The 26471-nt window shown below is 20.4% G+C and carries 22 protein-coding genes and 1 pseudogene; 12 read left to right on the top strand and 11 right to left on the bottom strand.

All coding sequences use genetic code 11. The features are described 5' to 3' along the window. Positions 1-119: 119 nt before the first annotated feature. Positions 120-329: a transcription antiterminator/RNA stability regulator CspE gene (gene cspE, locus GJT80_RS00415; RefSeq protein WP_168820002.1), complete on the bottom strand. Its 210-nt coding sequence runs from the start codon at positions 327-329 to the stop codon at positions 120-122. A 197-nt stretch (positions 330-526) separates the two neighbouring features. Between cspE and GJT80_RS00420 the strand changes: the two genes are divergently transcribed. From GJT80_RS00420 to GJT80_RS00430, 3 genes are all read left to right on the top strand, one after another. Next, positions 527-1309 carry an enoyl-ACP reductase FabI gene (locus tag GJT80_RS00420; protein WP_168867436.1) on the top strand — a complete coding sequence of 261 codons (783 nt, stop codon included), beginning with the start codon at positions 527-529 and terminating at the stop codon, positions 1307-1309. Between the two features lie 132 nt (positions 1310-1441). After that, on the top strand, positions 1442-2986 hold the full coding sequence (locus tag GJT80_RS00425; RefSeq protein WP_168867437.1) for a Re/Si-specific NAD(P)(+) transhydrogenase subunit alpha: 1545 nt from the start codon (positions 1442-1444) through the stop codon (positions 2984-2986). A gap of 13 nt (positions 2987-2999) precedes the next feature. Continuing rightward, positions 3000-4391: an NAD(P)(+) transhydrogenase (Re/Si-specific) subunit beta gene (locus GJT80_RS00430; RefSeq protein WP_168867438.1), complete on the top strand. Its 1392-nt coding sequence runs from the start codon at positions 3000-3002 to the stop codon at positions 4389-4391. Between the two features lie 1090 nt (positions 4392-5481). On the opposite strand, the pseudogene GJT80_RS00435 reads toward GJT80_RS00430, so the two are convergent. Further along, positions 5482-7002, bottom strand: a pseudogene (locus GJT80_RS00435) (Rne/Rng family ribonuclease); the annotation flags it as partial. 322 nt (positions 7003-7324) lie between these two features. On the opposite strand from GJT80_RS00435, the gene GJT80_RS00440 reads away from it, so the two are divergent. The 9 genes from GJT80_RS00440 to GJT80_RS00480 all read left to right on the top strand — a co-directional run bounded on the left by GJT80_RS00440 (position 7325) and on the right by GJT80_RS00480 (position 15281). Then, complete coding sequence (locus GJT80_RS00440) at positions 7325-8293, top strand: RluA family pseudouridine synthase (RefSeq protein WP_343033593.1); 969 nt, start codon at positions 7325-7327, stop codon at positions 8291-8293. 108 nt (positions 8294-8401) lie between these two features. Further along, positions 8402-8575 carry a 50S ribosomal protein L32 gene (rpmF, locus tag GJT80_RS00445; RefSeq protein ID WP_168867440.1) on the top strand — a complete coding sequence of 58 codons (174 nt, stop codon included), beginning with the start codon at positions 8402-8404 and terminating at the stop codon, positions 8573-8575. A gap of 130 nt (positions 8576-8705) precedes the next feature. Then, positions 8706-9662, top strand: a complete 957-nt coding sequence (gene fabD / locus GJT80_RS00450) for an ACP S-malonyltransferase (RefSeq protein ID WP_168867441.1) — start codon at positions 8706-8708, stop codon at positions 9660-9662. After that, positions 9659-10396, top strand: a complete 738-nt coding sequence (gene fabG, locus GJT80_RS00455) for a 3-oxoacyl-[acyl-carrier-protein] reductase (protein WP_168867442.1) — start codon at positions 9659-9661, stop codon at positions 10394-10396. Before fabD ends, fabG begins: the two co-directional genes overlap by 4 nt. A 127-nt stretch (positions 10397-10523) precedes the next feature. Beyond that, positions 10524-10763, top strand: coding sequence for an acyl carrier protein (gene acpP, locus GJT80_RS00460; protein ID WP_168867443.1), 240 nt, complete (start codon positions 10524-10526; stop codon positions 10761-10763). Between the two features lie 78 nt (positions 10764-10841). After that, on the top strand, positions 10842-12080 hold the full coding sequence (gene fabF / locus GJT80_RS00465; RefSeq protein ID WP_168867802.1) for a beta-ketoacyl-ACP synthase II: 1239 nt from the start codon (positions 10842-10844) through the stop codon (positions 12078-12080). 289 nt (positions 12081-12369) lie between these two features. Beyond that, positions 12370-13377 carry a DNA polymerase III subunit delta' C-terminal domain-containing protein gene (locus GJT80_RS00470; protein ID WP_168867444.1) on the top strand — a complete coding sequence of 336 codons (1008 nt, stop codon included), beginning with the start codon at positions 12370-12372 and terminating at the stop codon, positions 13375-13377. Positions 13378-13437: 60 nt separating this feature from the next. Further along, positions 13438-14898, top strand: coding sequence for a PTS glucose transporter subunit IIBC (gene ptsG / locus GJT80_RS00475; RefSeq protein WP_168867445.1), 1461 nt, complete (start codon positions 13438-13440; stop codon positions 14896-14898). Positions 14899-14930: 32 nt separating this feature from the next. Continuing rightward, on the top strand, positions 14931-15281 hold the full coding sequence (locus tag GJT80_RS00480; protein ID WP_168867446.1) for a histidine triad nucleotide-binding protein: 351 nt from the start codon (positions 14931-14933) through the stop codon (positions 15279-15281). A 136-nt stretch (positions 15282-15417) separates the two neighbouring features. Here GJT80_RS00480 and GJT80_RS00485 read toward each other — a convergent pair whose 3' ends face one another. The 9 genes from GJT80_RS00485 to trpD form a co-directional block, all read right to left on the bottom strand. Continuing rightward, positions 15418-17151 (bottom strand): potassium/proton antiporter, encoded by a 1734-nt coding sequence (locus GJT80_RS00485; RefSeq protein ID WP_168867447.1) that lies wholly within the window; start codon positions 17149-17151, stop codon positions 15418-15420. A 224-nt stretch (positions 17152-17375) separates the two neighbouring features. Continuing rightward, a complete protein-coding gene (gap, locus tag GJT80_RS00490; protein WP_168867448.1) occupies positions 17376-18380 on the bottom strand; it encodes a type I glyceraldehyde-3-phosphate dehydrogenase in 1005 nt (334 codons plus the stop codon). A gap of 41 nt (positions 18381-18421) precedes the next feature. Further along, a complete protein-coding gene (gene sppA, locus GJT80_RS00495) occupies positions 18422-20260 on the bottom strand; it encodes a signal peptide peptidase SppA (protein WP_168867449.1) in 1839 nt (612 codons plus the stop codon). A gap of 29 nt (positions 20261-20289) precedes the next feature. After that, a complete protein-coding gene (xthA, locus tag GJT80_RS00500; protein WP_168867450.1) occupies positions 20290-21099 on the bottom strand; it encodes an exodeoxyribonuclease III in 810 nt (269 codons plus the stop codon). A 134-nt stretch (positions 21100-21233) separates the two neighbouring features. Next, entirely contained in the window at positions 21234-21980 is a 747-nt protein-coding gene (locus GJT80_RS02545) for a YciC family protein (RefSeq protein ID WP_168867451.1), read from the bottom strand. A gap of 35 nt (positions 21981-22015) precedes the next feature. Further along, the gene (trpA, locus tag GJT80_RS00510) at positions 22016-22843 is read right to left on the bottom strand and encodes a tryptophan synthase subunit alpha (protein ID WP_168867452.1); all 828 of its coding nucleotides are present in this window, start codon (positions 22841-22843) and stop codon (positions 22016-22018) included. Between the two features lie 20 nt (positions 22844-22863). Beyond that, positions 22864-24036 (bottom strand): tryptophan synthase subunit beta, encoded by a 1173-nt coding sequence (gene trpB / locus GJT80_RS00515; RefSeq protein WP_168867453.1) that lies wholly within the window; start codon positions 24034-24036, stop codon positions 22864-22866. A 40-nt stretch (positions 24037-24076) separates the two neighbouring features. Further along, positions 24077-25450 (bottom strand): bifunctional indole-3-glycerol-phosphate synthase TrpC/phosphoribosylanthranilate isomerase TrpF, encoded by a 1374-nt coding sequence (gene trpCF / locus GJT80_RS00520; RefSeq protein WP_168867454.1) that lies wholly within the window; start codon positions 25448-25450, stop codon positions 24077-24079. Positions 25451-25452: 2 nt separating this feature from the next. After that, positions 25453-26469, bottom strand: a complete 1017-nt coding sequence (gene trpD, locus GJT80_RS00525; protein WP_484488948.1) for an anthranilate phosphoribosyltransferase — start codon at positions 26467-26469, stop codon at positions 25453-25455. Positions 26470-26471: the final 2 nt, after the last annotated feature.

Consider the following 26471-nt stretch of genomic DNA (forward strand, 5'->3'; position numbering starts at 1 on the left):
TCATTATTTAAAAATTTTTTGATATATTTTGTTTTATTTATAAATATTAAAAATTAAAAATTTAAACTCTCAGAGGCAACAGAATTCGACCTTTTAAATGTTAAATACTAATAATAATTTTAAATAGCAATTACATTAGCAGCAGAAGGACCTTTGGCACCGTTAGTGATTTCGAATTCTACTTTTTGGCCTTCAGTTAATGTTTTGAATCCATTGCTTTGAATTGCAGAAAAATGTACAAAAACATCTTTACTGCCATCTTCAGGAGTAATGAAACCAAAGCCCTTAGATTCATTAAACCACTTAACATTACCTTTAATCTTGGACATCAATTGTTACCTTTACATAAAAATAGACACTGAAGTGTGTCAAATGAAGTACATCAATTAATAATTCATTTGTCTAGTGAAACAAATCAAAAAAGTGAGAAGTGTCGAATTTTTTAAAATATTATTTTCAATAATTTTTATTTATATTTATTTTTATATATAAAAATATTATTAATTTTAAAAGGTATAATTTTTTTATGAAATTGTTATTTGGAAAAAAAATATTAATTACAGGAATAATAAGTAAATTATCTATTGCATATGGCATAGCTAAAGCTATGTATGCCAATAAAGCAGAATTAATTTTTACATATCAAAAAAAAAAAAATAAAAAAAGAGTAGAACAATTAGTACAAAACATGACAAATTATCCGATAATAAAATGTGATGTATCTAAAGATAATAATATAAAATTTTTATTTATTAAAATATCTAAATTTTGGAATAAATTTCATGGTTTTATACATTCTATTGCTTTTGTTCCTAAAAATCAGTTAAAAGGAAGTTTTATTGAAACTACTTCAAGAAAAGGATTTCAAATAGCTCACGATATTAGCTCATATAGTTTAACAGCTATGGTTAAAGAATGTAGATTTATGCTATATCCTCAATCTTCAATAGTTTCTTTATCATATTTGGGTGCTAATAGAGTAATACCTAATTATAATGTTATGGGATTAGCAAAAGCATCATTAGAAGCTAATATTCGTTATATAGCGTATGATATTGGTAAACAAAATATTAGAATTAATGGGATATCTTCTTCACCTATAAAAACTTTAGCTTCATCAGGTATTAATAATTTTAATTATATATTAGAATATTATAATAGAATGAAACCATTATCATATCAAATTACAATAAATGATATTGGTAATGTTGCTGTATTTTTATGTTCTGATTTATCATGTGGAATTACTGGAGAAATAATTCATGTTGATGGGGGGTTTAATCTTATTGGTATTAATAAAAATTTTTAATTTTTATTAAATTTATTTATCTGATAATATATTTAATAAATATAATTTTTATATTTTAAAATACTGCATATATAAAAATATAAATTTTTATAATTTTACAAATTAAATTTTATATAAAAAAAGAGGTTAACAATGATAATTGGTATACCAAAAGAAAAACTATTTAAAGAAACAAGAATAGCTATTACTCCTATCTCAGCAAAAAAATTAATAAAATTAGGATTTACAATATTTATTGAAAAATGTGCGGGAAAAAGTACTTATTTTAAAGATCAAGATTTTATTGATGTCGGAGCAAAAATTGTTAATGAAATTAAAATTTGGAATGTTAATATAATAATTAAAATTAATCCTCCTACTATAGAAGAAATAAAATTAATAAAAAATAATAGTATACTAATTAGTTTTATTTGGCCTTCAAAAAATTCTTTTTTATTAAAAGAATTAGCAATTAAAAATATTACAGCTATATCTATGGATTCAGTTCCCAGAATTTCTAGAGCACAATCTATAGATGCTTTAAGTTCTATGAGTAATTTAACTGGATATAGAAGTATTATAGAATCAGCTTACTTATTTGGCAAATCACTTAATGGACAAATTACAGCTGCCGGTAAAACTCCATCAGCAAAAATAATAGTTATAGGAGCTGGAGTTGCAGGGCTATCTGCTATAGCAACTGCACGAAGTTTAGGTGCAATAGTTAAAGCATTTGATACTCGAGAAGAAGTTAAAGAACAAATTAATAGTATGGGTGCTATGTTTCTTCAATTTAAACAAAAATATAATAATTTAAATAATAAAAAATTTTTTGATTCAAATAAAATAAGTTCAGAAATGAAACTTTTATCTAATTATATGAAAGAAACAGATATTATTATATCTACAGCATTAATACCTGGTAAAAAAGCTCCTATTTTAATTAATGATGAAATGATTAAAAATATGAAACCAGGAAGTATTATTTTTGATTTAGCTGCTGAAAATGGTGGTAATTGTACATTAACTCAAATAAATAAAATTATTACAACTGCAAATAATGTTAAAATAGTAGGTTTTATTAATCTGCCTAGTAGAATGCCCATACAAGCTTCACAACTATATAGTAATAATATTATTAATTTAATTAAATTATTATTATCTAATGATACTAAAAGATTAAATATTGATTTTAAAGACGAAATTATACGTAATATGACGGTTACTTATGATAAAAAAGTTATTTGGCCAGCACCATTAATTGAAGAAAAAAAATTTGAACAAAATTTAGAAAATTCACACGAACTAAAAATTATAAAAAAAAATATAAAAACTAAAAAAGAAAAATCTTTTTTAAAAGATATAAAACAATATTTTTTTATAATTACAAGTTTATTTTTTATGTATATTATAAAATTCATTCCTAAAGAAACTATACCTCATTTTATAATATTTTTATTATCCTGTATAGTAGGTTACTATGTTGTATGGAATGTTAGTCATAAATTACATACTCCCTTAATGTCAGTAACTAACGCAATTTCCGGTATTATTATTATAGGTGTTATATTTCAAATTAATAATAATAATATAATAATAATTATATTATCATTTTTAGGGATATTAGTGTCTAGTATAAATATTTTTGGTGGATTAACTATAACTCAACGTATGTTAAAAATGTTTAATAAAAATTAAGAGGTATTAATAGATGTTTGATGGACTAGCAATAGTTACATATACTATATCTTCAATATTATTTATATTTAGTCTTGCAAGTCTTTCTCAGAAAGAAACTTCTCAAAAAGGTATTTTTTTTGCTATAAGTGGTATGACAATTGCAATAATAGTTACTATATTACAATCTCAATTTAATAATATTGGTTATATATTAATAGCTATTATCTTAGGAGGTATTATTGGTATAAACATATCTAAAAAAATAGATATGACTAAAATGCCACAATTAATTGCTATATTACATAGTTTTGTAGGATTAACTGCAGTTATTGTAGGGTTAAATAGTTATTTATCAATATATTATAATATCAATAAAACACATGATATAATAAAATTAATAGAGATATTTATTAGTATTTTTATAGGATCTATTACTTTTATAGGTTCTGTTATTGCATTTAGTAAATTATCAGGTATTATTACAACAAAAGCTTATAATTTCAAATTTAAAAAATTAATTAATTTTATTACATTAATTATCTCTATTATATTAATGTTAATATTTATACATACACAATATATTATTGTACAAATTTTATCATTAATATTTATGATACATATTTCATTGATTTTTGGTTTATATTTAATAGTTAGTATAGGTGGTGCAGATATGCCTGTAGTCATTTCAATGTTAAATTCATATTCAGGTTGGGCTGCTGCAGCTTCTGGATTTATGTTAAACAATGATTTATTAATTATTACTGGAGCATTAGTTGGTTCTTCTGGAGCAATATTATCATATTTAATGTGTAAAAGTATGAATAGATCATTTATCAATGTAATATTTGGAGGATTACAAAATCAAAAAAGTGATAATATTATTGAAAATGATATTGAACAACAATATAAAAAAATTTCTATAATTGAAACAGTAGAAATTTTAAAAGAATCTAACAATATTATTATAATACCTGGATATGGGATGGCAGTAGCACAAGCTCAACATGCTATTTCAGAAGTAGTAAAAAAATTAAATTTTTATAATATTAAAGTAAGATTTGCTATTCATCCTGTAGCGGGAAGGTTGCCAGGACATATGAATGTTTTATTAGCAGAAGCAAATATTCCTTATGAAATAATATTAGAAATGGATGAAATTAATAAAGATTTTTCTAATACTGACACTGTTTTGATTATAGGAGCTAATGATACTGTTAATCCTTCTGCTCAAGAAGATAAAAATAGTCCAATTTCAGGCATGCCTGTACTAGAAGCTTGGAAAGCAAAAAATATTATTATTTTTAAAAGAAGTATGAATTATGGATATTCTGGTATTACAAATCCTTTATTTTATAAAGATAATAGTTACATGTTATTTGGAGATGCAAAAGAAACTGTTAATAAAATTTTAAAAATACTTTAATAAAAACATTTATAGTTGATTCTAGAATCATTCATAATAAAATAAATTACTAGAATCAACTTTGAAAATAATAAATTGAAATTTTTTATATAAAAAAATTAATATTAATTATCATTAAATAAATTTTTAATTATTTGATTTAATTATAAATAATTTCTAATATTTATATTAAATAATAAATATATTAATTAATAATTTTCTATAATAATTTATTAATAGATGGGTATCTTCTGTTTAATTAACTTTTTTAAAATATTTTGATAAAAAATATTATTTTTTCTATAATTTCATTATTTTTATTTTTAATAATTTTTAATAAAAAAATTTTTTATAATTAATTATATAATAATTATTATTTTTATAAAAATATTCAAAAATTATAGACAATTTAAATATATAATTTTTAAAAATTTTAAATTACAATAAAATTATTTTTTGTGTTTTATAATTTAAGTAATTTGTATTTAAATTTTTTTAATTATACGTTTATATTTTATTTTTAATAACAAAATTATGAATATAATTAAATATATTTTTTTTTTATAATAAATATTATTTAAATTAATTTTATTATATTTTTTATATATAAAATAGTGTTTATAAATTTTTTTTAAAAAATTTGATAATTTATTTAATTGGAGTTTTCTAAATTTATTATTTTTATTTTCTAATAGACTATTAGTTTTTAATAATAATTTATTATTTATTTTTGATGATTTTCTTTTAATAAATAAAAAAAAATCAAAAGTTTTTTTTTTATTTGAAAATTATTAATTTTATTAAATTTATAATTTAAACTCATATTATTTATAAAATATAAAAATTTATAAAAATAATTAAAATATTTTTGTATATAAAAATCAATTATTCTTTTATTAAAATTTAATTTTATATAATTTAATTTATAATTAAAAATTTTTTGTATAAAATTATTATTTATAATAATATTAATTTTTAAAAAAAAATTAAATATTTTATTTTTTTTTAAAATTTTATTTTGATTATCAATTAATAATTCTTTTTTTTTAATTAAATTTTTTTTAAAAAATAAATACATATATTTATAATAATCAAATTTATAATTAAAATTATAAATTTTTGTTACAGAACTATTAATAATTTTTTTATCTTTTCCATGACAAATACGTAAAATAGAGTAGTCAGGAATACTTATTTGATTATTTGGAATAATAAAAATTTGTACTTTATTTTTTTTATTTTCAATAATATTAATAGGTTTTATTTTTTTATTTAATAAGTATAATGCTATTTTTACAGGTACTATTGCATAAACTTCTTTAGTATTTGCTTTAAAAGATTCTTCTTCAATTAACCTTAAAATTGATAAAGACAATGATTTATTATCTCTTATAGTACCATTTCCTATACATCTAGGACATATAAAATGATTATTTTCTCTTAAAGATGATTTAATTCTTTGACGAGACATTTCTAATAATCCAAATTTTGATATATGATTCATTTGTATTTTAGCTTTATCTTGAATTAATTTATCTCTTAAACGTTGTTCAACTGCTCTCTGATGTATTAAAGAAGACATATCTATAAAATCAATAACAATTAAACCACCTATATCACGTAATCTTAATTGTTTTGCAATTTCATCAGTTGCTTCTAAATTAATATTAAAAGCTGTTTCTTCTATATTTGTTCCTTTAGTTGCCTTAGCTGAATTTACATCAACTGATGTAAGTGCTTCAGTTGTATCAATAATTATTGAGCCACCAGATAGTAAATTTACCTTTCTTTGAAATGCAGTTTCTATTTGTGATTCTATCTGATAATGACTAAATAATGGAATTTTACTAGAATATAATTTAATTTTATGATTGAAATCAGATCTACCTAATAAATTAATATACTTTTTAGCTAATTTTAATATTTCTGGATTATCAATAAGAATTTCATTAATTTCTGTACAAAGATAATCTCTAAATGATCTCATAATTATATCACTTTCTTGATGTATTAGAAAAGGTGCTGATTTACTATCAGCTATTTTATTAATTGATTTCCAATGTTTTAATCTTAATTGTAAATCATATTCTAATTCTTGGTTATTTTTATCTAATCCAGCAGTACGTATTATTAAACCCATATTTTTAGGTAACTTTAATGATAATAAAATTTTTTTTAATTCATTTCTTTTTTTACCTTTAATTCTTTTTGAAATTCCTCCTATTTTAGGATTGTTAGGCATTAAAACTAAATATGTACCTGCTAAACTTATAAATGTAGTTAATGTAGCACCTTTATTTCCTCTTTCTTCTTTATTAATTTGTACAATTAATTCTTTTCCTTCATATAAATATTCTTTAATATTTTTATTTAAAATAATATGATTTAAATTATTAGTAATATATTTATTAGTAATTTCTTTGAAAGGTAAGAAACCGTGTTTTTTAGCACCATAATCTACAAAAACAGCTTCTAAACTTTGTTCTATATGAATAATTTTACCTTTATATATATTAGATTTTCTTTGTTTATAATTATTATTATCTATATCTAAATTATATAATTTTTGTCCATCAACCATAGCTACACGTAATTCCTCATGTTGAGTAGCATTTATTAACATTCTTTTCATTATAACTTGCTCATTATTTTTATATCAAATTTATCATTTTATTAAAAAAATTTGATTTGTAAAAATATAATATGGTATTTTTTTGGAAAATTTTTACTAAAATAATTTATTTTAAATTATTAAAAAATAATATTAAATATTATTTTTATATGTTTTTTTTAATAAAATGGATGTTTTGTATATTTTATTTATTAAATATTAAAAGTATAATAAATAATCACAAACTTTTATTCTAACATAAAAATATATTTTCAAATAATTATTTTATTAATAAAAAAAAATATTTTAATATTATTTAAAATATATATAATGTATACTATATATGAAATTTAAAAATTTTATGTACAAAAAAATAAAAAACCAATTTATAATTGTACCCAATTATATTGATTCGCAACGAATTGATAATTTTTTAATTACAAAATTTAAAAATATTCCTAAAAGTTTTATTTATAAAATTTTACGACAAGGTAAAATAAAAGTTAATAAAAAAAAAGTAGATCCAAAATATAAAGTCAAATCACAAGATGTCTTATCTCTTCCTTTAATATATATAAAAAATATTAAAAAAAATAATTTTTTACCTAATAAAAAAAAAATAAATTTTTTTAAAAAAATGATTTTATTTGAAGATAAATATATTATTGCTATAAATAAACCTTCTGGAATTGCTGTTCATGGAGGTAGTGGTATAAATTTTGGTATTATTGAAAATTTTAGATTTTTATTTAAAAAAAATAAATTTTTAGAATTAGTACACAGGATAGATAAAGAAACTTCTGGTATATTGTTAATAGCAAAAAAGAGATCTGTATTAAAATTACTACATCAACAATTACGTGAAAATAATATTCTAAAAAATTATATAGCTTTAGTAAAAGGACATTATACTAAAAATAATTATGGTTGTATAAAAGGATTTTTATTAAAGAAAAAAACAAATAATAAAATTAAAGTAATTATACATAATAAAATTGGTAAATATTCAGAAACAAAATTTAAAGTTATAAAATATTATAAATCTATGATGTTATTAAATATAATGCCTTTAACAGGACGTACTCATCAAATTAGAGTACACATGTCTCATATTGGTCATCCTATTGCTTATGATAATCGTTATGGAGATATAGATCTTAATTTAAATTTAAAAAAAAAAATAGGTTTAAATAGATTATTTTTACATGCACAAAAAATAAAATTTATACATCCAATAACAAATAAAAAAATTTGTATCTGTGCTCCATTAAACAGTAAATTAAAAAATTGTTTATTAAAGTTAAATTTTTAATTTTTGTAAAATCACTTTTTTATTGAATATCTATATATTTAAATATATAATTTTATATATAATAAATATTATTTTTTTAATAAATAATAAATGAATAAAGGATTAAATATGGCTGTACAAAAAAGTAAAAAATCTAGATCTAAACGAGGAATGCGTCGTTCTCATCATGCATTATCTGAAAATAAAATTTTATTAATTGATAAAAAAACAGGAAAAAAATATTTATACCATAATATGACATCAGATGGATTTTATAGAGGTAAAAAAATAGTAAATAAGTAATTTTTATTAATTTATTTAATCATTTATTTTTACAAAAGGTATTTAACAATTTTATATTTAATATAATTTATAAAGGATGTTTATTTGAATATTAATAATAAATTATATATTCAATATATAAAAAAAAAAATTGGCTGCTATTTTTCCTGGTCAAGGATGTCAATTTATTGGAATGTTATCAGATTTATTTGATAAAAATTTAATTATTCAAAAAATTTTTAAGAAAGCATCTGATATTTTAAAATATGATTTATGGAAATTGATACAAAAAGGACCTTTAAAAAAATTAAATACAACTTATTATTCTCAACCTGCTATATTAATAGCATCTTTTGCAATATATAAATTATGGATACAAAAAAGTAATATTATTCCTAATATTATGGTTGGTCATAGTTTAGGTGAATATACAGCTATGTTATGTAGCAACGTTATTAATTTTTATGATGCTATTCAATTAATTAATTATAGAGGAAAATTAATGCAAGAAATATCTGTTTCTCTAAAAGAGAGTAATATTGATGGATATTTTATGCAGGTTATTTTAGGATTAAATAAATTTTTAATTCAAAAAGTTTGTGAACAAGAATCAAAAAATAATATAGTTAATATTTCTAGTTATAATACATATAATCAAGTTACAATTAGCGGTAATAAAAATGCTATCCTGAGAGTTATTAATGCATGTAAATTATTAGGTGCTCATAATATACCATTACAAATTAATGTTCCTTCACATTGTTTATTAATGAAACCAATCGTAAAAAAATTTAAAAAATTTTTAAAAAATATTAAATTTAATTATCCTACAATCCCTATTATTAATACTTTAAATATAAAATGCGAAACATCTCCCAAAAAAATAAAATATAATTTAATACATCAATTATACAATCCAATTAATTGGATTGGATGTATGGAATATATATCAAATAAAAATATAAATAATATATTAGAGTTTGGACCAAAAAATATACTTGCAAAAATAGCTAAAAATATTACTAATAATTTAGATGTTATTTCAATAAACAATTCTAAAACATTATCTATTGCATTAAAAAAATATAATAATTTGAGGATAAAATGAATTTAACAGGAAAATTAGCTTTAGTTACGGGTGCTAGTCGTGGTATAGGATATTATATTTCTAATACTTTAGCACACTATGGTGCTAAAGTAATTGGTACATCTAAAAGTATAAATGGTGTAAAAATTATAAATAAATACTTAGATAAAAAAGGTATAGGTTTAATATTAGATTTGATAAGTAATACTGTATCTGTTAAAAATTTTTTAAATGATATTCGTCATAAATTTGGTAATATAGATATTTTAGTAAATAATGCTGGCATTATTTCTGATAGTCTTCTTATAAATATGAAAGATAGTGAATGGAATAATGTTTTAATGACTAATTTAACTTCGGTTTTTAAATTATCACAAGAAGTTATACGTTATATGTTAAAAAAATCATTTGGACGTATTATTAGTATAGGATCTATAATAGGTTCGATAGGTAATATAGGACAAGTAAATTATGCAGCATCAAAATCGGGTTTAATAGGATTTAGTAAATCTTTAGCTTTAGAAGTAGCACATAAAGGAGTTACTGTTAATATTATATCTCCTGGATTTATTGAAACTGATATGACTTGTAAACTTTCAAAACATACAAAAAATCATATTTTATCTAAAATACCTTTTAAACGTTTTGGTACTCCACAAGAAATAGCTAATGTTGTAGCGTTTTTAGCTTCTGATAAAGCATCTTATATTACAGGAGAAACAATACATGTTAATGGTGGTTTATATATGTCTTAAATTAATATAATGTTTTTTATATAAACAAAATTTAATTTTAATAAAGATATTAATATTTAATTATTTTTTTAAAATTTGATAAATAGCGAATCATAATGTAAATAAGTTTTATAGGAAATTTAATAGTATGAGTAGTTCTACAGAGAAACGTGTTAAGAAAATTATTAGTGAACAACTTGATATTAAACAAGAAAAAATTATTAATACTAATGCATTTATCAAAGATTTAGGAGCAGATTCTCTTGATACTGTTGAGCTAGTTATGGCTCTAGAAGAAGAGTTTAATACTGAAATTTCAGATGAAGATGCTGAAAAAATTACTACTGTTCAAGAAGCAATTAATTATATTAATAACCACAAAAATTAAATAACATCAAAGGATGAATAAAAATATTAAATTCATCCTTTGATGATTATTTTAAATAATAATTATACTATAAAAAATATGTTAAAACGTAGAGTTGTTATTACTGGAATAGGACTTGTCACTCCTATAGGAAATACAATAAAAACTAGTTGGAATAATGTTATAAATGGAAATAGTGGTATTGATTTAATCAATGATTTTGATACAAGTAAATATACAACTAAATTTGCAGGATTAATAAAAAATTTTTCTTGTAAAAATTTTATTTTAAAAAAAAAAATACGTAATATGGATTTATTTATCCAATATGGAATAGTTGCTTCTAAACAAGCAATAGATGATTCAGGAATAATTGTTAACGAAAATAATGCTCATAGATTTGGTGCAGCAATAGGTTCTGGAATGGGTGGTATTAGTTTAATAGAAAAAAATTATTACTTATTATATAATAAAGGACCTCGAAAAGTATCTCCTTTTTATATTCCATCTACAATGATTAATATGATAGTAGGAAATATCACTATTGATTATGGTTTTAAAGGACCTACTATATCTATTAGTAGTGCTTGTAGTTCCGCTATGCAGAATATTGGAATAGCATCAAGAATTATATCTTATAATGATGCTGATGTAATGTTAGCAGGTGGGTCAGAAAAAGCAATAACTCCTTTAGGATTAAGTGGATTTTGTGCAACAAAAGCATTATCTAAAAGAAATAATAATCCTAAAGGAGCTAGCCGTCCTTGGGATAAAGATAGAGATGGTTTTGTTCTAAGTGATGGAGCTGGAATATTAGTGTTAGAAGAATATAATCATGCTAAAAAACGTAACGCAAATATTTATGCAGAAATAGTAGGATTTGGTATGAGTAATGATGCTTATCATATTACTTCTCCTTCTAAATATGGAGAAGGAGCTATTCAAGCTATGTTTAATGCATTAAAAGATGCAAAAATCAATTCTAATCAAATTAAGTATATTAATGCACATGGAACATCAACTATATTAGGTGATATTGCAGAATTTCATGCTATTAAACATATTTTTAAAAATAGTTTAAATTTATTTGTAAGTTCTACTAAATCAGTAACTGGACATTTATTAGGTGCTTCTGGTGCAGTTGAATCTATTTATTCTATTTTATCGTTAAGAGATCAAATAGTTCCACCTACGATTAATTTAAATAATGTTGATAAAAATTTTGATTTAGACTTCATTCCTAATATCGCACGTGATGTATATAATATGAAATATGTATTATGTAATTCTTTTGGTTTTGGAGGAACTAATGCATCATTAATTTTTAAGAAGATATAATTAATTATATAATTAATATTGAATAATTTTTATTTTTTAAAAAATATAAATAAATAATAATTTTATAACATTTAGTTATATAACTAATTACTATTAATAATAAAAATATATTTTGATATATAAAAAATTAATATTTAAGATAAATAAAAAATTATTCAATAATTTCTTAATATAAAATATTAATTTTTATAATCATAATATATTATGATTTATTTTAAATAATTTATAATAAAATTATATTTAATAAAATAATAATAAACTTATTAAAAGTTAGGAATTATAAATAATTATGTCAAAATATAAAACATTATCATTATGTTATCCTTGGTTAAATAATCATTATAAAACAATAATACAACAATTTTTAAGAAATAAAAGTTATCATGCTTTTATCTTTTGTTCAATTAATGGTATAGGTACTATAGATTTAGTTTATGCATTAATTAAATGGATTTTGTGTACAAATAAAAAATTTTTAAATAACTGTAAAAAATGTACAAGTTGTATTTTAATAAAAACTGGGAATCATCCTGATTTATATATTGTAAAAAAAAATAATACTAATATATCTATAAGTATAGATAATATTAGAAATATTATTAATAATATTTCTAATAATTCTTATATAAATCAAGGTAAAATAATATGGTTACCATATGCTAAACAATTAAATCATTCATCTAGTAATGCAATTTTAAAAATTCTTGAAGAACCTCCTAAAAATACCTGGTTTTTTATGCAATGTTATCAAAAAAATGATTTATTACCTACAATATCTAGTCGTTGTCAAATATGGTACATTAATACTCCATCTGAAAATGATGGATTGTTTTGGATACAAAAACAATCAAATAATTTTTATGAAAAAAAAATAATAATAACTGCATTACGTGTATGCAATCATTCTCCTATCAATGCATATAAATTATTAAATAGTTTTTTATGGATAGAAAGAAAAAATTTATATGAAATTTTTATTTCAGCAATAAAATATGATATATTATATTTATTAAAAATATTAAATAATAAAAATATTTTATTATATTTACATTGGTTATATTTCATATTAATAGATGTAATTAAATATCATTTAAAAATTAATAAAAAATTTTTTTATAACTTAGATCAATATGATTCAATTTCAGTAATATCAAGTATAATAAAATTAAATAATATATTTTTAATTATAGATGATTTATTATATTATCGTAATTGTTTAATTAATATTAATTATATTAATCAAAAATTAGTTTTAATTAGATTTTTATTATCATTTGAAAAAAAAATAAATTTTTAAAAAAATAATTAATTATGTTTTATTATAATTATAAAAATAAATAAAAGTCAGGATTGTATAATGTTTAATAATACATTTGCTAATTTACAAAAAGTTGGTAAATCTTTAATGTTACCAGTTTCAGTATTACCTATTGCTGGTATATTATTAGGTATTGGATCTGCTAATTTTTATTGGTTACCAAAAGTTATTTCTAATATTATGGAAAAAACTGGAGGATCAGTTTTTTCTAATATGCCATTAATTTTTGCTATTGGTATTGCTTTAGGATTTACTAAAAATAATGGTGTATCTGCATTAGCATCTGTTATTTCATATGGTATTTTAACTAAAACTGTAGAAGTAATTATTCCATTACTATTATATAATATACCACATGATATTATACTAAAAAAACATCTTGCTGATACTGGAGTACTAGGAGGAATTATATCTGGATCTATAGCAGCATATATGTTTAATAAATTTTACCAAATTAAATTAGTAGAATATCTTGGTTTTTTTTCTGGCAAACGTTTTGTCCCTATTATATCTGGTTTAACTTCAATTTTTATTGGAGTTTTATTATCTTTTTTATGGTTACCTTTAGGTAAAATTATTCAATGTTTTTCACACTGGGCAGCTTATCAAAACCCAATACTTGCTTTTGGAATATATGGAATTGTAGAAAGAGCTTTATTACCCTTTGGATTACATCATATTTGGAATGTCCCATTCCAAATGGAAATTGGATCATTTACTAATAATATAACAAAACAAATATATCATGGAGATATTGCTAGATATATATCAGGAGATCCTACTGCAGGAAAATTGGCAGGAGGTTTTTTATTTAAAATGTATGGTTTACCAGCTGCTGCAATTGCAATATGGCATACTTCTAAAAAAGAAAATAAAAGTAAAATTGGTAGTTTAATGTTATCTGCTGCATTAACTTCTTTTTTTACTGGAATTACAGAACCAATAGAATTTTCTTTTATGTATGTAGAACCAATATTATATATTATACATATAATTTTAGCTGGATTATCTTTTCCTATTTGTATTTTATTAGGTATGAGAAATGGAACAAGTTTTTCTCATGGTTTAATTGATTTTATCATATTAAGTGGTCATGGTAGTAAAATATGGCTATTTCCAATAATAGGAAGTTTTTATGCTATAATATATTATTCTATTTTTAGAATATTAATAGTTAAATGGAATTTAAAAACCCCAGGAAGAGAAATTTTAAATAATAATATATCAAACATTAAAAATAATATTATAAAAAATAAAATAGAATATATAAAACAATTAATAGATGCTTTTGGTGGTAAAAAAAATATTACAAATTTAGATGCTTGTATTACAAGATTACGTATTAGTGTTATAAATATCAACAAAGTTAATCGAAAAAAACTAATAAAATTAGGAGCAATTGGAGTTATTATATCTGGCAATGGAGTACAAGCAGTATTTGGAACTAAATCTGATAATTTAAAAACAGAAATAGATAATTTTATAAGTAATAAATATTAATTAATTTTAATTAATTTATAATTAATAATAAAATGAAAAATAATAATGATATTTTTAAAAAAATAATATTACATAAAACATCAACAAATATTATATATCAAGATGAGTTAGTAACTGCATTTCATGATATTTATCCTAAAAGTCCGATACATATTTTAATTGTACCAAATAAATTTATTGCTACTCTTAATGATATTAATCAAACACATGAATTAATTTTAGGTAGAATGTTATTAGTTTCTTCTAAAATAGCCAAAAAAACAAATATAAATAAAAATGGATATAGAATAGTTATTAATTGTAATAAACACGGATGTCAAGAAATATTCTATTTACATCTACATCTTTTAGGTGGAAGACAAGGAATTAAAGAATATTATTAATACAAATTTAATATTTCTATTATATAAAAATTTTTTTAAATTAAAATTTTAAAACTGATAATAATATATTAATCACTCTTTATTATCAGAGATAAATTATTAGAAATAATTTAAATAAAAAAATTTTATATTTTAACTAATATTTTTTTATAGATCTAATACCTATTCTAGTAATTTTATTATTTTCTTTTTCTGCTATAGTCCATAAAATATTATTCCATTTTATATGATCTCCAACAACTATAGTATTATTTTGCATTAAAGAAATTAATAATTTTCCAATAGATTGTTGAACATCAATATTTTTATTTAATTTTAAACTATAAATTTTTGCTATATCATATAATTTAGCTTCAGCATCTAGAATAAAATCTCCAAAAAATTTTTGACTAAGAGATAATGAAACTGTTTGACTAAATAATTTTCCTAAATCTGTTAAATTATTTTCACAACCCATAATACAGATTATATCATTTTTTTGTAAAATAGTATTTCCTATTGGTCTTATTAATTTACCCTTTCTAAATAATGCATTAATAAATGTTTTTTTAGGTATATATAAATCACGTATTGCAGTCCCAACACACCATGTTTTTGCATCTAATTTATAGGTAAATTGTTCCCATTGTTCTTTAATATTTATATCTAAATTAGTTCTATGAATAGGTAAAACAATAGAAGGTAATAATACTTTTGTCTTAACTGCAAAAAAATTTAAAAAGCTTCCTTGAAGTATTAAAGAAATTAAAACAATAAAAAATGCTATATTGAAAAATAACATAGCATGTTCTATTTGTGCTATTATAGGAAATAAAGCTAATATAATTGGAACAGCACCTCTTAATCCCATCCAACTAATAAAAAATTTTTCACGTATATTAAAATTATCAAATGGTGATAATACTATAAAAACAGATAAAGGCCTTACTAATAAGATCATCCAAAATGATAATATTAACGATGGTAATGCAATATGTAACAAAGAACTAGGACTGACTAATAATCCTAATATCAAAAACATAGTTATTTGACTGAACCATGCAATGCCATCAAAAATTTGAAGAATATTATTCTGATTACGAATATTATAATTACCAATTAAAAAACCATATAAATAAATAGCTAAAATACCACTACCATCTAATAAATTAGTTAAAGAAAAAATAAGTATACCAATACTTAATACTAATAAAGGATATAATCCACTAACTAATATAATTTTATTAATAATTTTTTTTAATATCCACGCGCCAATTAATCCTAATATTATTCCTAATATAAATTGTTTAATTAAATAAATAAAATGTATTAATAATATATTAATAGTAAAATTTAATTGTTTAATTTGAATCATTTTAATAATAGATGTTGTTAAAAATACAGCCATAGGATCATTACTTCCAGATTCTATTTCAAGAGTAGAAATAACTCTTTCATTTAATCCTTTTCCAGAAGTAAAAATAGCAGCAGCATCAGTGGATGCTAATATTGAAGCAATTAAAAAACCATAAATTAAATGTATTTTAAACAAATAAGACGCCATTATTCCTGTTAATCCTGCAGTTATTAAAACTCCAATTGTTGCCAAAGATAATGCAGGAATTAAAGCAATTTTAATTGAAGAAATTTTTGTTCTCATTCCACCATCAAGTAAAATAACAGCTAAAGATAAATTACTAATAATATTTGCTATTTCATAACTATGAAATGAAATTCTTCCAATACCATCTGATCCAGCTAATATACCTATTGCTAAAAATACCAATAAGATAGAAATACCTATTTTAGAAGTAATTGAACTTATTAAAATACTAGATGCAATTAATATACATCCTATAATAAATAAAATTAAAGTTGATTGTAAATCCAAAGAGTGGTGCTCCTGTATTTCGGATTATCATTAATTTTGACAAAACTTAACATTTCATATGAATAATAAATAATAATGTATATATAAATTTATGTTTTAAAATATTAAATAATATATCCGAAAACAAGATTTATTTTATAAACTTGATATGAATATTTTAACTGATAAACATTTATACGAAGCTTTATCAGTTAAAAGTCTAAATATTATTAAAAGACTAATATTTAATTATTTTTTGTAATATGTATTATAAGATCTAAAATTTTATTAGAATATCCTGTTTCATTATCATACCAAGCAATTAATTTTACAAAAGTACTACTAATTAGTAGACTAGCTTTTTTATCAAAAATAGAAGTTAATATTTCTCCATTAAAATCACTAGATACTACATCATCTTCTGTATATCCAAGAACACCTTTCATATCATTATGTGCAGCAAATTTTATTTTATTAAATATTTCATTCAATGTAGTTTTTTTAAATAATTTAACTGTTAAATCAACAACTGAAACATTAGAAACAGGAACTCGTAAAGATATACCTGTTAGTTTACCATTTAATTCAGGTATAACACATCCTACTGCTTTAGCTGCTCCTGTAGTTGATGGAATAATATTCTGATATGCAGCCCTACCACCTCTCCAATCTTTATAGGAAGGACTATCTACTGTTTTTTGAGTTGAAGTAACAGCATGTACTGTTGTCATTAATCCTTCTTTTATAGTAAAATTATCATGAATAATTTTTACTAAAGGTGCTAAACAATTAGTTGTACAAGATGCATTAGATATAATATTTTCACCATTATAATTTTCAAAATTAACACCTTTAACATACATAGGAATATTATTATCTTTAGGAGGCGCAGTGATTATAACTTTTTTAGCACCTGCAATTATATGTTTATTTGCTAATTCTTTAGTTAAAAACATCCCTGTAGATTCTACAACTACATCTACACCTAAATCATTCCATTTTAAATTACAAGGATCTTTTTCAAAAAAAACATTAATATAATTACCATTAACAATTAAATATTGATTTTTTACCTCAATATTACCATTAAATTTTCCATGTGTAGAATCATATTTTAACATATAAGCCATATAATTTATTTCTAATAAATCATTAATAGCTACAATTTTAATTTTAGAATTTTTTTCTGCAATACGAAAAAAAACACGCCCTATTCTTCCAAATCCATTAATAGCAACTCTAACAGACATTATTTTCTCCTTATTTAAATATTATTTTTAAATATTTTTTATTAATTAATATTTAAATTATATATAGCATATATGTTTTCTGGATCATTTACTTGTTGCATTAATAATGATGAATTATTTTTGAAAAAAATTTTTTGAATATAATAATTTGTTAAAAATGGAAAAAAATTTTTTAGAGTAATAAAATTATTATTTATTTTAAAAGTTAAAAAATCTAATAAACTATAAGAAAATAAGTCAACATCACTTTCTAACCATTCTAATGAAACATTTTTAATTCCTGTTAATTTAGAAATTTTATTTACAGCAGAATCAAAATCTCCAATAGCATCAACTAACCCATTTTTTTTTGCATCTTTAGCTATCCATATCATACCATTAGCTAATTTTTTTACATCTTTTATAGATTTATGTCTTGCATTAGAAATTACATATATAAATTTTTCATAACCTCCTTGTAAAGTTGCTTTATTAATTTCTTTACTTTCTAAAGATAATTCTTTATATAATGATTCTGTTAATCCATTATTAATACTAACACCATCACTGTAAATTCCTAAGCTTTTTAAAGTATTATTAAATGTGGGTACAATAGAAAATATACCAATAGATCCTGTAATAGTATTTTTATTGCTTATAATATAATCTCCTGCAGTTGCAATAAAATATCCTCCTGATGCAGCTACTTCTCCCATTGATATTACAACAGGTTTATGAACTCTTTTTAAAGCAATTAATGCATTATATATATATTCAGAAGCTATTAAACTACCTCCTGGACTATTAATTTTTAATATTACTCCTTTAATATTAGGATCTAAATATGCTTGATTTATTTGATTAATAATACCAGTACTTTTTACACCATAATTTAAAATTCCGTCAATAACTATCACTGCAATATTATTTTTATTTTTTTCTTTAAAATTTTGATTAATATATTCACTTATATTTATATGATTATATGTTTGATTTTTAGAATCCCATCCAAATTTTTTTATCATATCATTTTCAAAATCAAATCTTGTAGATATTTTATCTACTAATTTATTTTTTAAAGCATATAATGCTAAATTTCCTTTGCTATTTTTTAGTTTTTGAATATAAGTTTTATGATTAGGAAATAAATTTTGAAGAGTAATTTTACGATTATTCATAATTGTTCTTAAATAATTACCCCACAAATTATTAATTAATTTTTTTTCTACTATTTTAGTACTTGAAGACATATTATTTCTTGTCATAGGTTCAACAGCTGATTTAAATTCTCCTATCTTAAATATATTTAATTTTATTTTTAATTTTTTCAATAAACTATTAAAATAAAACATATTTGTAGATAAACCATGTAAATTTATAAACCCGTGTGGTTCTAGAACTATTGTGTTAGCAAAACTAGCTAAATAATATTGATTTTGGTTATATATATCACCTATAGCATATATAGGTTTACCAGAAGTTTTAAAATTATTTAAATATTTACCTATATAGTCTAATACAGTTATATCTTCTACCATACAATTATTTAAATTTAAAATAATTCCATTAATATTTTTATCTGTTTTCGCACGTAAAATAGCTTGAGCAACTTGAAAAGTTGAATTTTGTTTTGGTAAATTAAATATTTTGTTCAATAATTTATAAAAAATATTATTATCTATTATATCATCTGTTAAATATTGAACATTAATTTCTAATATATGTTTTTTATTTTTATTTAAATTATTTATTGGATTATGAAAACCAATATTATAAATATAATAACTACATATTATTACTAAAGATAAAAATATTAAATTTAATATTAACTTTTTAATAAAATTGAGTATTAACCAAGTATAACAAAAAAAATATTTTATTAAATTCCATAAAATAGTCATTTATCACCTAATATTAAAATAAAACTAAATTAAAAAATTTTAAAATCAACCCAAACTGGTATATGGTCTGATGGTCTAATTATTTTTCGAATAGAATATTCTATATTTGAATCAATATAATATTGTATTAATATTTTACTAATTAAAATTAAATCAACTCTTAAACCTTGATTATTTAAATATCTATTAGATCGATAATCAAACCAGGAAAATATATTATTTATTTTTGGATTCATTATCCTCCAAATATCAAATAAACCCCATTTTAATAATTTATTAATATGGATTCTTTCTTCTGGCAAAAAAGAACATTTTCCCTTACTTAACCATTGTTTACGATTAATTTCTCCTATACCAATATCTAAATCAGAAATACTAACATTTATATCACCCATTAATATAATTGGGCTATTAGGATCTACATTATCTTCAAGAAATTGTTGTAAATTTTTAAAAAAATTAATTTTAGAAGAAAATTTAATAAAATTATTACAATTATCTCCTTGAGGAAAATAACAATTTATTATTTTTATAATACCAATAGAACTTGGAATATCAATTATTATTAGTCTTTTTTGATTATTAAACTGTTCACACAAAAATCCTTTTTGTATATTTAATGGAATACATTTACTTAATAAAGCTACTCCATAATATTTTTTTTCACCATAAAAAAAGACATTATAACCTAATTTTATTAATTTTTCTTTAGGGAAATTTATATCTTCAACTTTAGTTTCTTGCAATCCAATAATATCAGGATTATATAAATTAATTATTAACTCAAGTTGATGAATATGTGCTCTAATACCATTAATATTAAATGAAAGGAATTTCATAATAATTATTAATTATCTTATAAAATAAACTTTATAAAAATATAATTTATTTGAATATCTCTTTATATATCATTAAAAATTATCTTTTGTCTAGTATAGAATTTTATATTTTTTAATAAAATAATAATTTTATATTATTTTATTAAAAAATAACATTTTGTTAAGTAAATTATAAATATAATTGTTATAAAATTATTAATAATATTAAATATTAATAATAATAAATAGGAATTATTAAATAATAAAATAGTATTTAAAATTAATAAAAAAAATTTTATTATTAAATATATTAAAAAAATAGGAAATATTATTTTTTTATTAATCCAAACTAATTTTATACTATAAGTAATAGAAATAAAAATATTTGTTTTTTCTATTATTCTAATTATAGGAAATAATAATAAAAAAAAAAATATTATTATATTATAAAAAATACCTATTATAAAATAATAATTTAAAATTATATTTATAATAAAAAATATTATAAATAATATAGGAAAATTATAAAAAATATTTTCTATAATAAAATTAATAATATTTTTTTTTTTATTATTATCAATAATTATAACTGAAATTGTAATAATTATTATTAAAAAAAAATTTATTAAAGTTACTATTTTATGTATAAAAAAATAATAATTTATAGATAACTTTTGTTTGTTTGTTAAATGTTGTAAGATTAAAAAAAAATTATTAAAATTATTTTTTTTAATAATATCTTTCAATATAGTAATAAATATTTTTTTATAGGGATAAGTTAAATATTCTATCATTAAATATAATATGGAAAAACTTAAAACGATTTTTATAAAAAACATCAAATATTTTTTGAAAAATATTTGAGTTTTATTTGTTAATAATTTAATTTTTAAAAAAGACATATAAGTAAAATTATTTATATAAATAAGTTTTGTAATTATTTCTTTTCTACAGAAATTGTAGCAGATTTAAATTTTATTATCATATTTTTTAATTTTTTTAATAAAATGATAGAATCATTTTGATAATCTTCTATTAATTTAATTATAAATGATCCTAAAATCACTCCATAAGCACCATTTTTAATAGCATTTTTAATATGTTTAGTAGTTTGAATTCCAAACCCTTGTAATGGTAAAGCTGCATTATATTTTATTAACTGAGAAAATAAATTAGAAATATCAAAATTGTTATTAATTATTTGATCAATACCAGTAATTCCAGACCTTGATAATACATAAGTATATGCACAATGAAAAGATGAAAGTTTTTTTAATAAAAAATTACTAGCATTAGGTGGACAAATCAAAACGGGTAAAATTTTATTTTTAATTGATTCTTTATAAAAAGGTATAAATTCTTCAATTGGTACATCTACAATAAGAACAGAATCAATTCCTGATTTATAACATTGGTTATAAAATTTTTTTATACCATAAGAATAAATAATATTTACATATATTAATATTCCAATAGGAATATTAGGATATTTATTTCTGATAATACTAATTAATTTAAAACATTTAATAATATTAATATCTAAATTTAAAGCTCTTTTGTTTGCTTTTTGTATAATAGGACCATCAGCTAATGGATCAGAAAATGGAATTCCTAATTCTAATCCATCTGAACCATTATAAATAAGTGTGTCCACAATATTAAAAAATGTTTTTATAGATGGATCTCCTATAGTAATAAAAGGTATTAATGCAGCTTCTTTCTTATTTTTTAAATATTTAAACATATTATTATAACGTTTTTCCATATATTATATATAACCTATAATTAATTATTATTTACTGTAGTAATATCTTTATCACCTCTTCCAGATAAATTTACTACTAATATTTGTTTTTTTTTAGGATTTTTTTTAATAATTTTTAAAGCATATGCTAAAGCATGAGCAGATTCTAAAGCAGGTATTATTCCTTCTTTCACACATAATAATTTAAAAGCTTCTATAGCTTCTTTATCTGTAATAGAAAAATAATTAGCCCTACCTATATTATTTAAATATGCATGTTGTGGTCCTACAGCAGGAAAATCTAAACCTGCAGAAATTGAATAAGATTCAGCAATTTGATAATTTTTTGTTTGCATGATTGCGGTTTTCATACCAAAATATATTCCTATTTTTCCATATTTTAAAGCAGCGCCGTGTTTTTTAGTATGAACTCCTAAACCTCCTGGTTCAATTCCAATTAATTGAACAGATTTATCTTGTATAAAATCTTTAAATAATCCAATAGCATTTGATCCACCACCTACACATGCTATTAACATATCAGGTAATCTATTTTCCATTGAAATAATGTCATTTTTTACTTCTTTACCTATTATACTTTGAAATTCACTTACAATAGTAGGATAAGGATGAGGTCCAGCAGCTGTTCCTATCATATAATGAGAATTTTTATAATTACTAGACCAATAACGAATTGCTTCATTACACGCATCTTTTAATGTACCATTATTTTGATTAACTGAAATTACTTCTGTTCCTAATAATTTCATTCTTGAAACATTAGATATTTGACGTTTTATATCTTTTTCTCCCATAAAAACTTTACATTTTAATTCTAACAGTGCACATACAATTGACGCAGCCACTCCATGTTGTCCTGCTCCTGTTTCTGCTATAATTTCTTTTTTATTCATTTTTTTTGCTAATAATGCTTGACCTAATGCTTGGTTAATTTTATGTGCTCCGCTATGTAGTAAATCTTCTCTTTTTAAATAAAGAATAGAATTTGTGTTTTTAGTTAAATTTTTACATATTGTTAATGGAGTTGGACGACCAACGTAATTTTTTAATAACAAATTAAATGTTTTTTTAAAAATAGGATCTTTTTGAGATTGAATAAATATTTGTTCTAATTCTAATAAAGCAGGTATTAATATTTGTGGTACAAACATTCCACCAAATTTACCAAAATAACTAGGCAACGAAGTAATCATTTAAATATTTTCCTTATAATTAAAAATTAATAATACATATTTAATATCTACTTAATTTTTGAAAAATTTCTTTTATTTTTAAATGATCTTTAATTCCAGGAACACTTTCTACTCCTGAATTAAAATCTAATCCATAACATTTTAATTTTATTGCTTCTATAAAATTATTTTTATTTAAACCACCTGCTAATAAAATATTTTTATTATTTTTTCCTTTTAATAATTTCCAATTAAATTTTATTCCTTTACCAGATAAGTAATTATCATATACATATAAATCTACATTATTATATTTATATATAGGAATATTATTATTTATTTTAATAACTTTCCAAATTTTAATTGTATTAGGTAATTTTTTTCTTAAAATGTTAATAAAATTTTGATTTTCTTCACCATGTAATTGAACAGCATATAATAATAATGTTTTTGATATTTCAACTATTGTTTCAATTGTGCTATTACAAAAAATTCCTATGTATAATAAAGGCTTAATAGCAAATACAATATTTTTTGCAATTTTAAGATTAATATTTCTTATAGAATGGTTTACAAAAATCAATCCACCAAATATACTACCTGAATCATTAACTATTTTGGCATCCTCAATTTTTTTTAAACCACATATTTTATTTATTCCATAAATTAAATTTTTAACTGCAAATAAAATATTTTTTTTAGATGTTATTGCGGAACCTATTAAAAATCCATGAACAAATTTACTTAATTTTCTTATTTGAAAATTACTATTAATACCTGATTCACTAATTAATATAATTTTTTTAGGAATAAAATTTAAATTTACTAAATCACATGTTTTATTAATATCTATTGTAAAATCTTCTAAGTTTCTGTTATTAATACCAATAACTTGGGCTTTTAAATATATTGCTCTTTTAAGTTCCTTTTCATTACTAATCTCAGTTAATATACCCATATTTAATTTATTGGCTATTGTAGATAATTGAATATATTCTTGATCATTTAATATAGATAATATTAAAAGTACTGCATCAGCTTTATGATATCTAGCAAAATATATTTGATATGGATCTAAAATAAAATCTTTACATAAAATTGGCTGTGATACTATATTTCTAATAATACTAATATCATTAAAATTTCCTTGAAAATATTTTTCATCTGTAAGAACTGAAATAACAGATGAATAATTTTTATAAATATTAGCAAGAGATTTTAAATCATAATTTTTACAAATTAATCCTTTAGATGGAGAATATTTTTTACATTCCAAAATAAATACACTGTTATTACTTTTTAATGCATGATAAAAATCGTATTGTGTTTTTTTTATACATGATGTAATTTTTTTTATAGGGAACATTTTTTTTTTATTTTTAATCCAAGAAATTTTATTTTGTATAATTTCTTCTAAAATATTTTTTTGATACATAGTTATTTTTTTATAAAACCTTTATTTATTAAATTAGTAATATATTTATAACCAAGACCATTATTAATTATATTAAGAACCATTTGAGTATTTTGAATTAAATTTTTTTTTCCATGTAATTTTAATAAAAAAGCAACATTAGCTGCTATAGTATTTTTATAACTAATATTTTTAGATTTTCCTTTTAATAATTTTATTAAACATTTAGCATTTTCTTTAGGTAACCCACCAACCAAATCATTTTTTAAAATATAATTTAATCCAAAATGTTTAGGAGTTAATATATAATTAGAAATTATGTTATTATTTAATTCAAATACATGAGTATTATCATGTAATGATATTTCATCCATTCCACTACAATGAACTACAGCTGCTTTTTTATATTGCAATAATTTTAAAGTATTAATAACAGGTAATAATAAACTTTTTTTATACACCCCAATTAAAATAATTTGAGGTTTAGCAGGATTTAATAAAGGACCTAATATATTTAAAATAGTTCTTGTTTTTAATTGTTTTCTTATAATCATAAAATCTAAAAAAAAATTATTATATTTAGGTGCTAATAAAAAACATAAATTAAAATCATCTAATAATTTACGAGAAACAATACTAGATTGATTTAATTGAATACCCATGGCAGATAGTATATCAGCTGATCCAGATTTACTCGATATACAATGATTAATATGTTTTACTATTTTTAATCCACAAGAAGCAGCAATAAAAGAACTACCTGTAGAAATATTTAAAGTATTCATATTATCTCCTCCAGTACCAACAATATCTGATATAATATATTTTGGTTTGGGAAAATATTTTATTTTGTGTGATATTATTGCAGTTACTGCACCAGCAATTTCTTCATAATTTACTCCCTTTATTTTCATAGCTATTAATATAGCTACTAATTGACTAGAATTTAATTTTTTATTTATAATAGCTGTAAATAAATAATTACTTTCATCTTTAGAAATATTTTTACTATTGTATAATTTATTTAAAATAAGATTAATCA

The sequence above is a fragment of the Enterobacteriaceae endosymbiont of Plateumaris braccata genome (assembly GCF_012563325.1).
Taxonomy (GTDB): Bacteria; Pseudomonadota; Gammaproteobacteria; order Enterobacterales; family Enterobacteriaceae.

Coding starts and splice junctions, on each gene's coding strand:
- cspE (WP_168820002.1), bottom strand. CDS start 329: ATGTCCAAGATTAAAGGTAATGTTAAGTGGTTTAATGAATCTAAGGGC.
- GJT80_RS00420 (WP_168867436.1), top strand. CDS start 527: ATGAAATTGTTATTTGGAAAAAAAATATTAATTACAGGAATAATAAGT.
- GJT80_RS00425 (WP_168867437.1), top strand. CDS start 1,442: ATGATAATTGGTATACCAAAAGAAAAACTATTTAAAGAAACAAGAATA.
- GJT80_RS00430 (WP_168867438.1), top strand. CDS start 3,000: ATGTTTGATGGACTAGCAATAGTTACATATACTATATCTTCAATATTA.
- GJT80_RS00440 (WP_343033593.1), top strand. CDS start 7,325: ATGAAATTTAAAAATTTTATGTACAAAAAAATAAAAAACCAATTTATA.
- rpmF (WP_168867440.1), top strand. CDS start 8,402: ATGGCTGTACAAAAAAGTAAAAAATCTAGATCTAAACGAGGAATGCGT.
- fabG (WP_168867442.1), top strand. CDS start 9,659: ATGAATTTAACAGGAAAATTAGCTTTAGTTACGGGTGCTAGTCGTGGT.
- acpP (WP_168867443.1), top strand. CDS start 10,524: ATGAGTAGTTCTACAGAGAAACGTGTTAAGAAAATTATTAGTGAACAA.
- fabF (WP_168867802.1), top strand. CDS start 10,842: ATGTTAAAACGTAGAGTTGTTATTACTGGAATAGGACTTGTCACTCCT.
- GJT80_RS00470 (WP_168867444.1), top strand. CDS start 12,370: ATGTCAAAATATAAAACATTATCATTATGTTATCCTTGGTTAAATAAT.
- ptsG (WP_168867445.1), top strand. CDS start 13,438: ATGTTTAATAATACATTTGCTAATTTACAAAAAGTTGGTAAATCTTTA.
- GJT80_RS00480 (WP_168867446.1), top strand. CDS start 14,931: ATGAAAAATAATAATGATATTTTTAAAAAAATAATATTACATAAAACA.
- gap (WP_168867448.1), bottom strand. CDS start 18,380: ATGTCTGTTAGAGTTGCTATTAATGGATTTGGAAGAATAGGGCGTGTT.
- sppA (WP_168867449.1), bottom strand. CDS start 20,260: ATGACTATTTTATGGAATTTAATAAAATATTTTTTTTGTTATACTTGG.
- xthA (WP_168867450.1), bottom strand. CDS start 21,099: ATGAAATTCCTTTCATTTAATATTAATGGTATTAGAGCACATATTCAT.
- GJT80_RS02545 (WP_168867451.1), bottom strand. CDS start 21,980: ATGTCTTTTTTAAAAATTAAATTATTAACAAATAAAACTCAAATATTT.
- trpA (WP_168867452.1), bottom strand. CDS start 22,843: ATGGAAAAACGTTATAATAATATGTTTAAATATTTAAAAAATAAGAAA.
- trpB (WP_168867453.1), bottom strand. CDS start 24,036: ATGATTACTTCGTTGCCTAGTTATTTTGGTAAATTTGGTGGAATGTTT.
- trpCF (WP_168867454.1), bottom strand. CDS start 25,450: ATGTATCAAAAAAATATTTTAGAAGAAATTATACAAAATAAAATTTCT.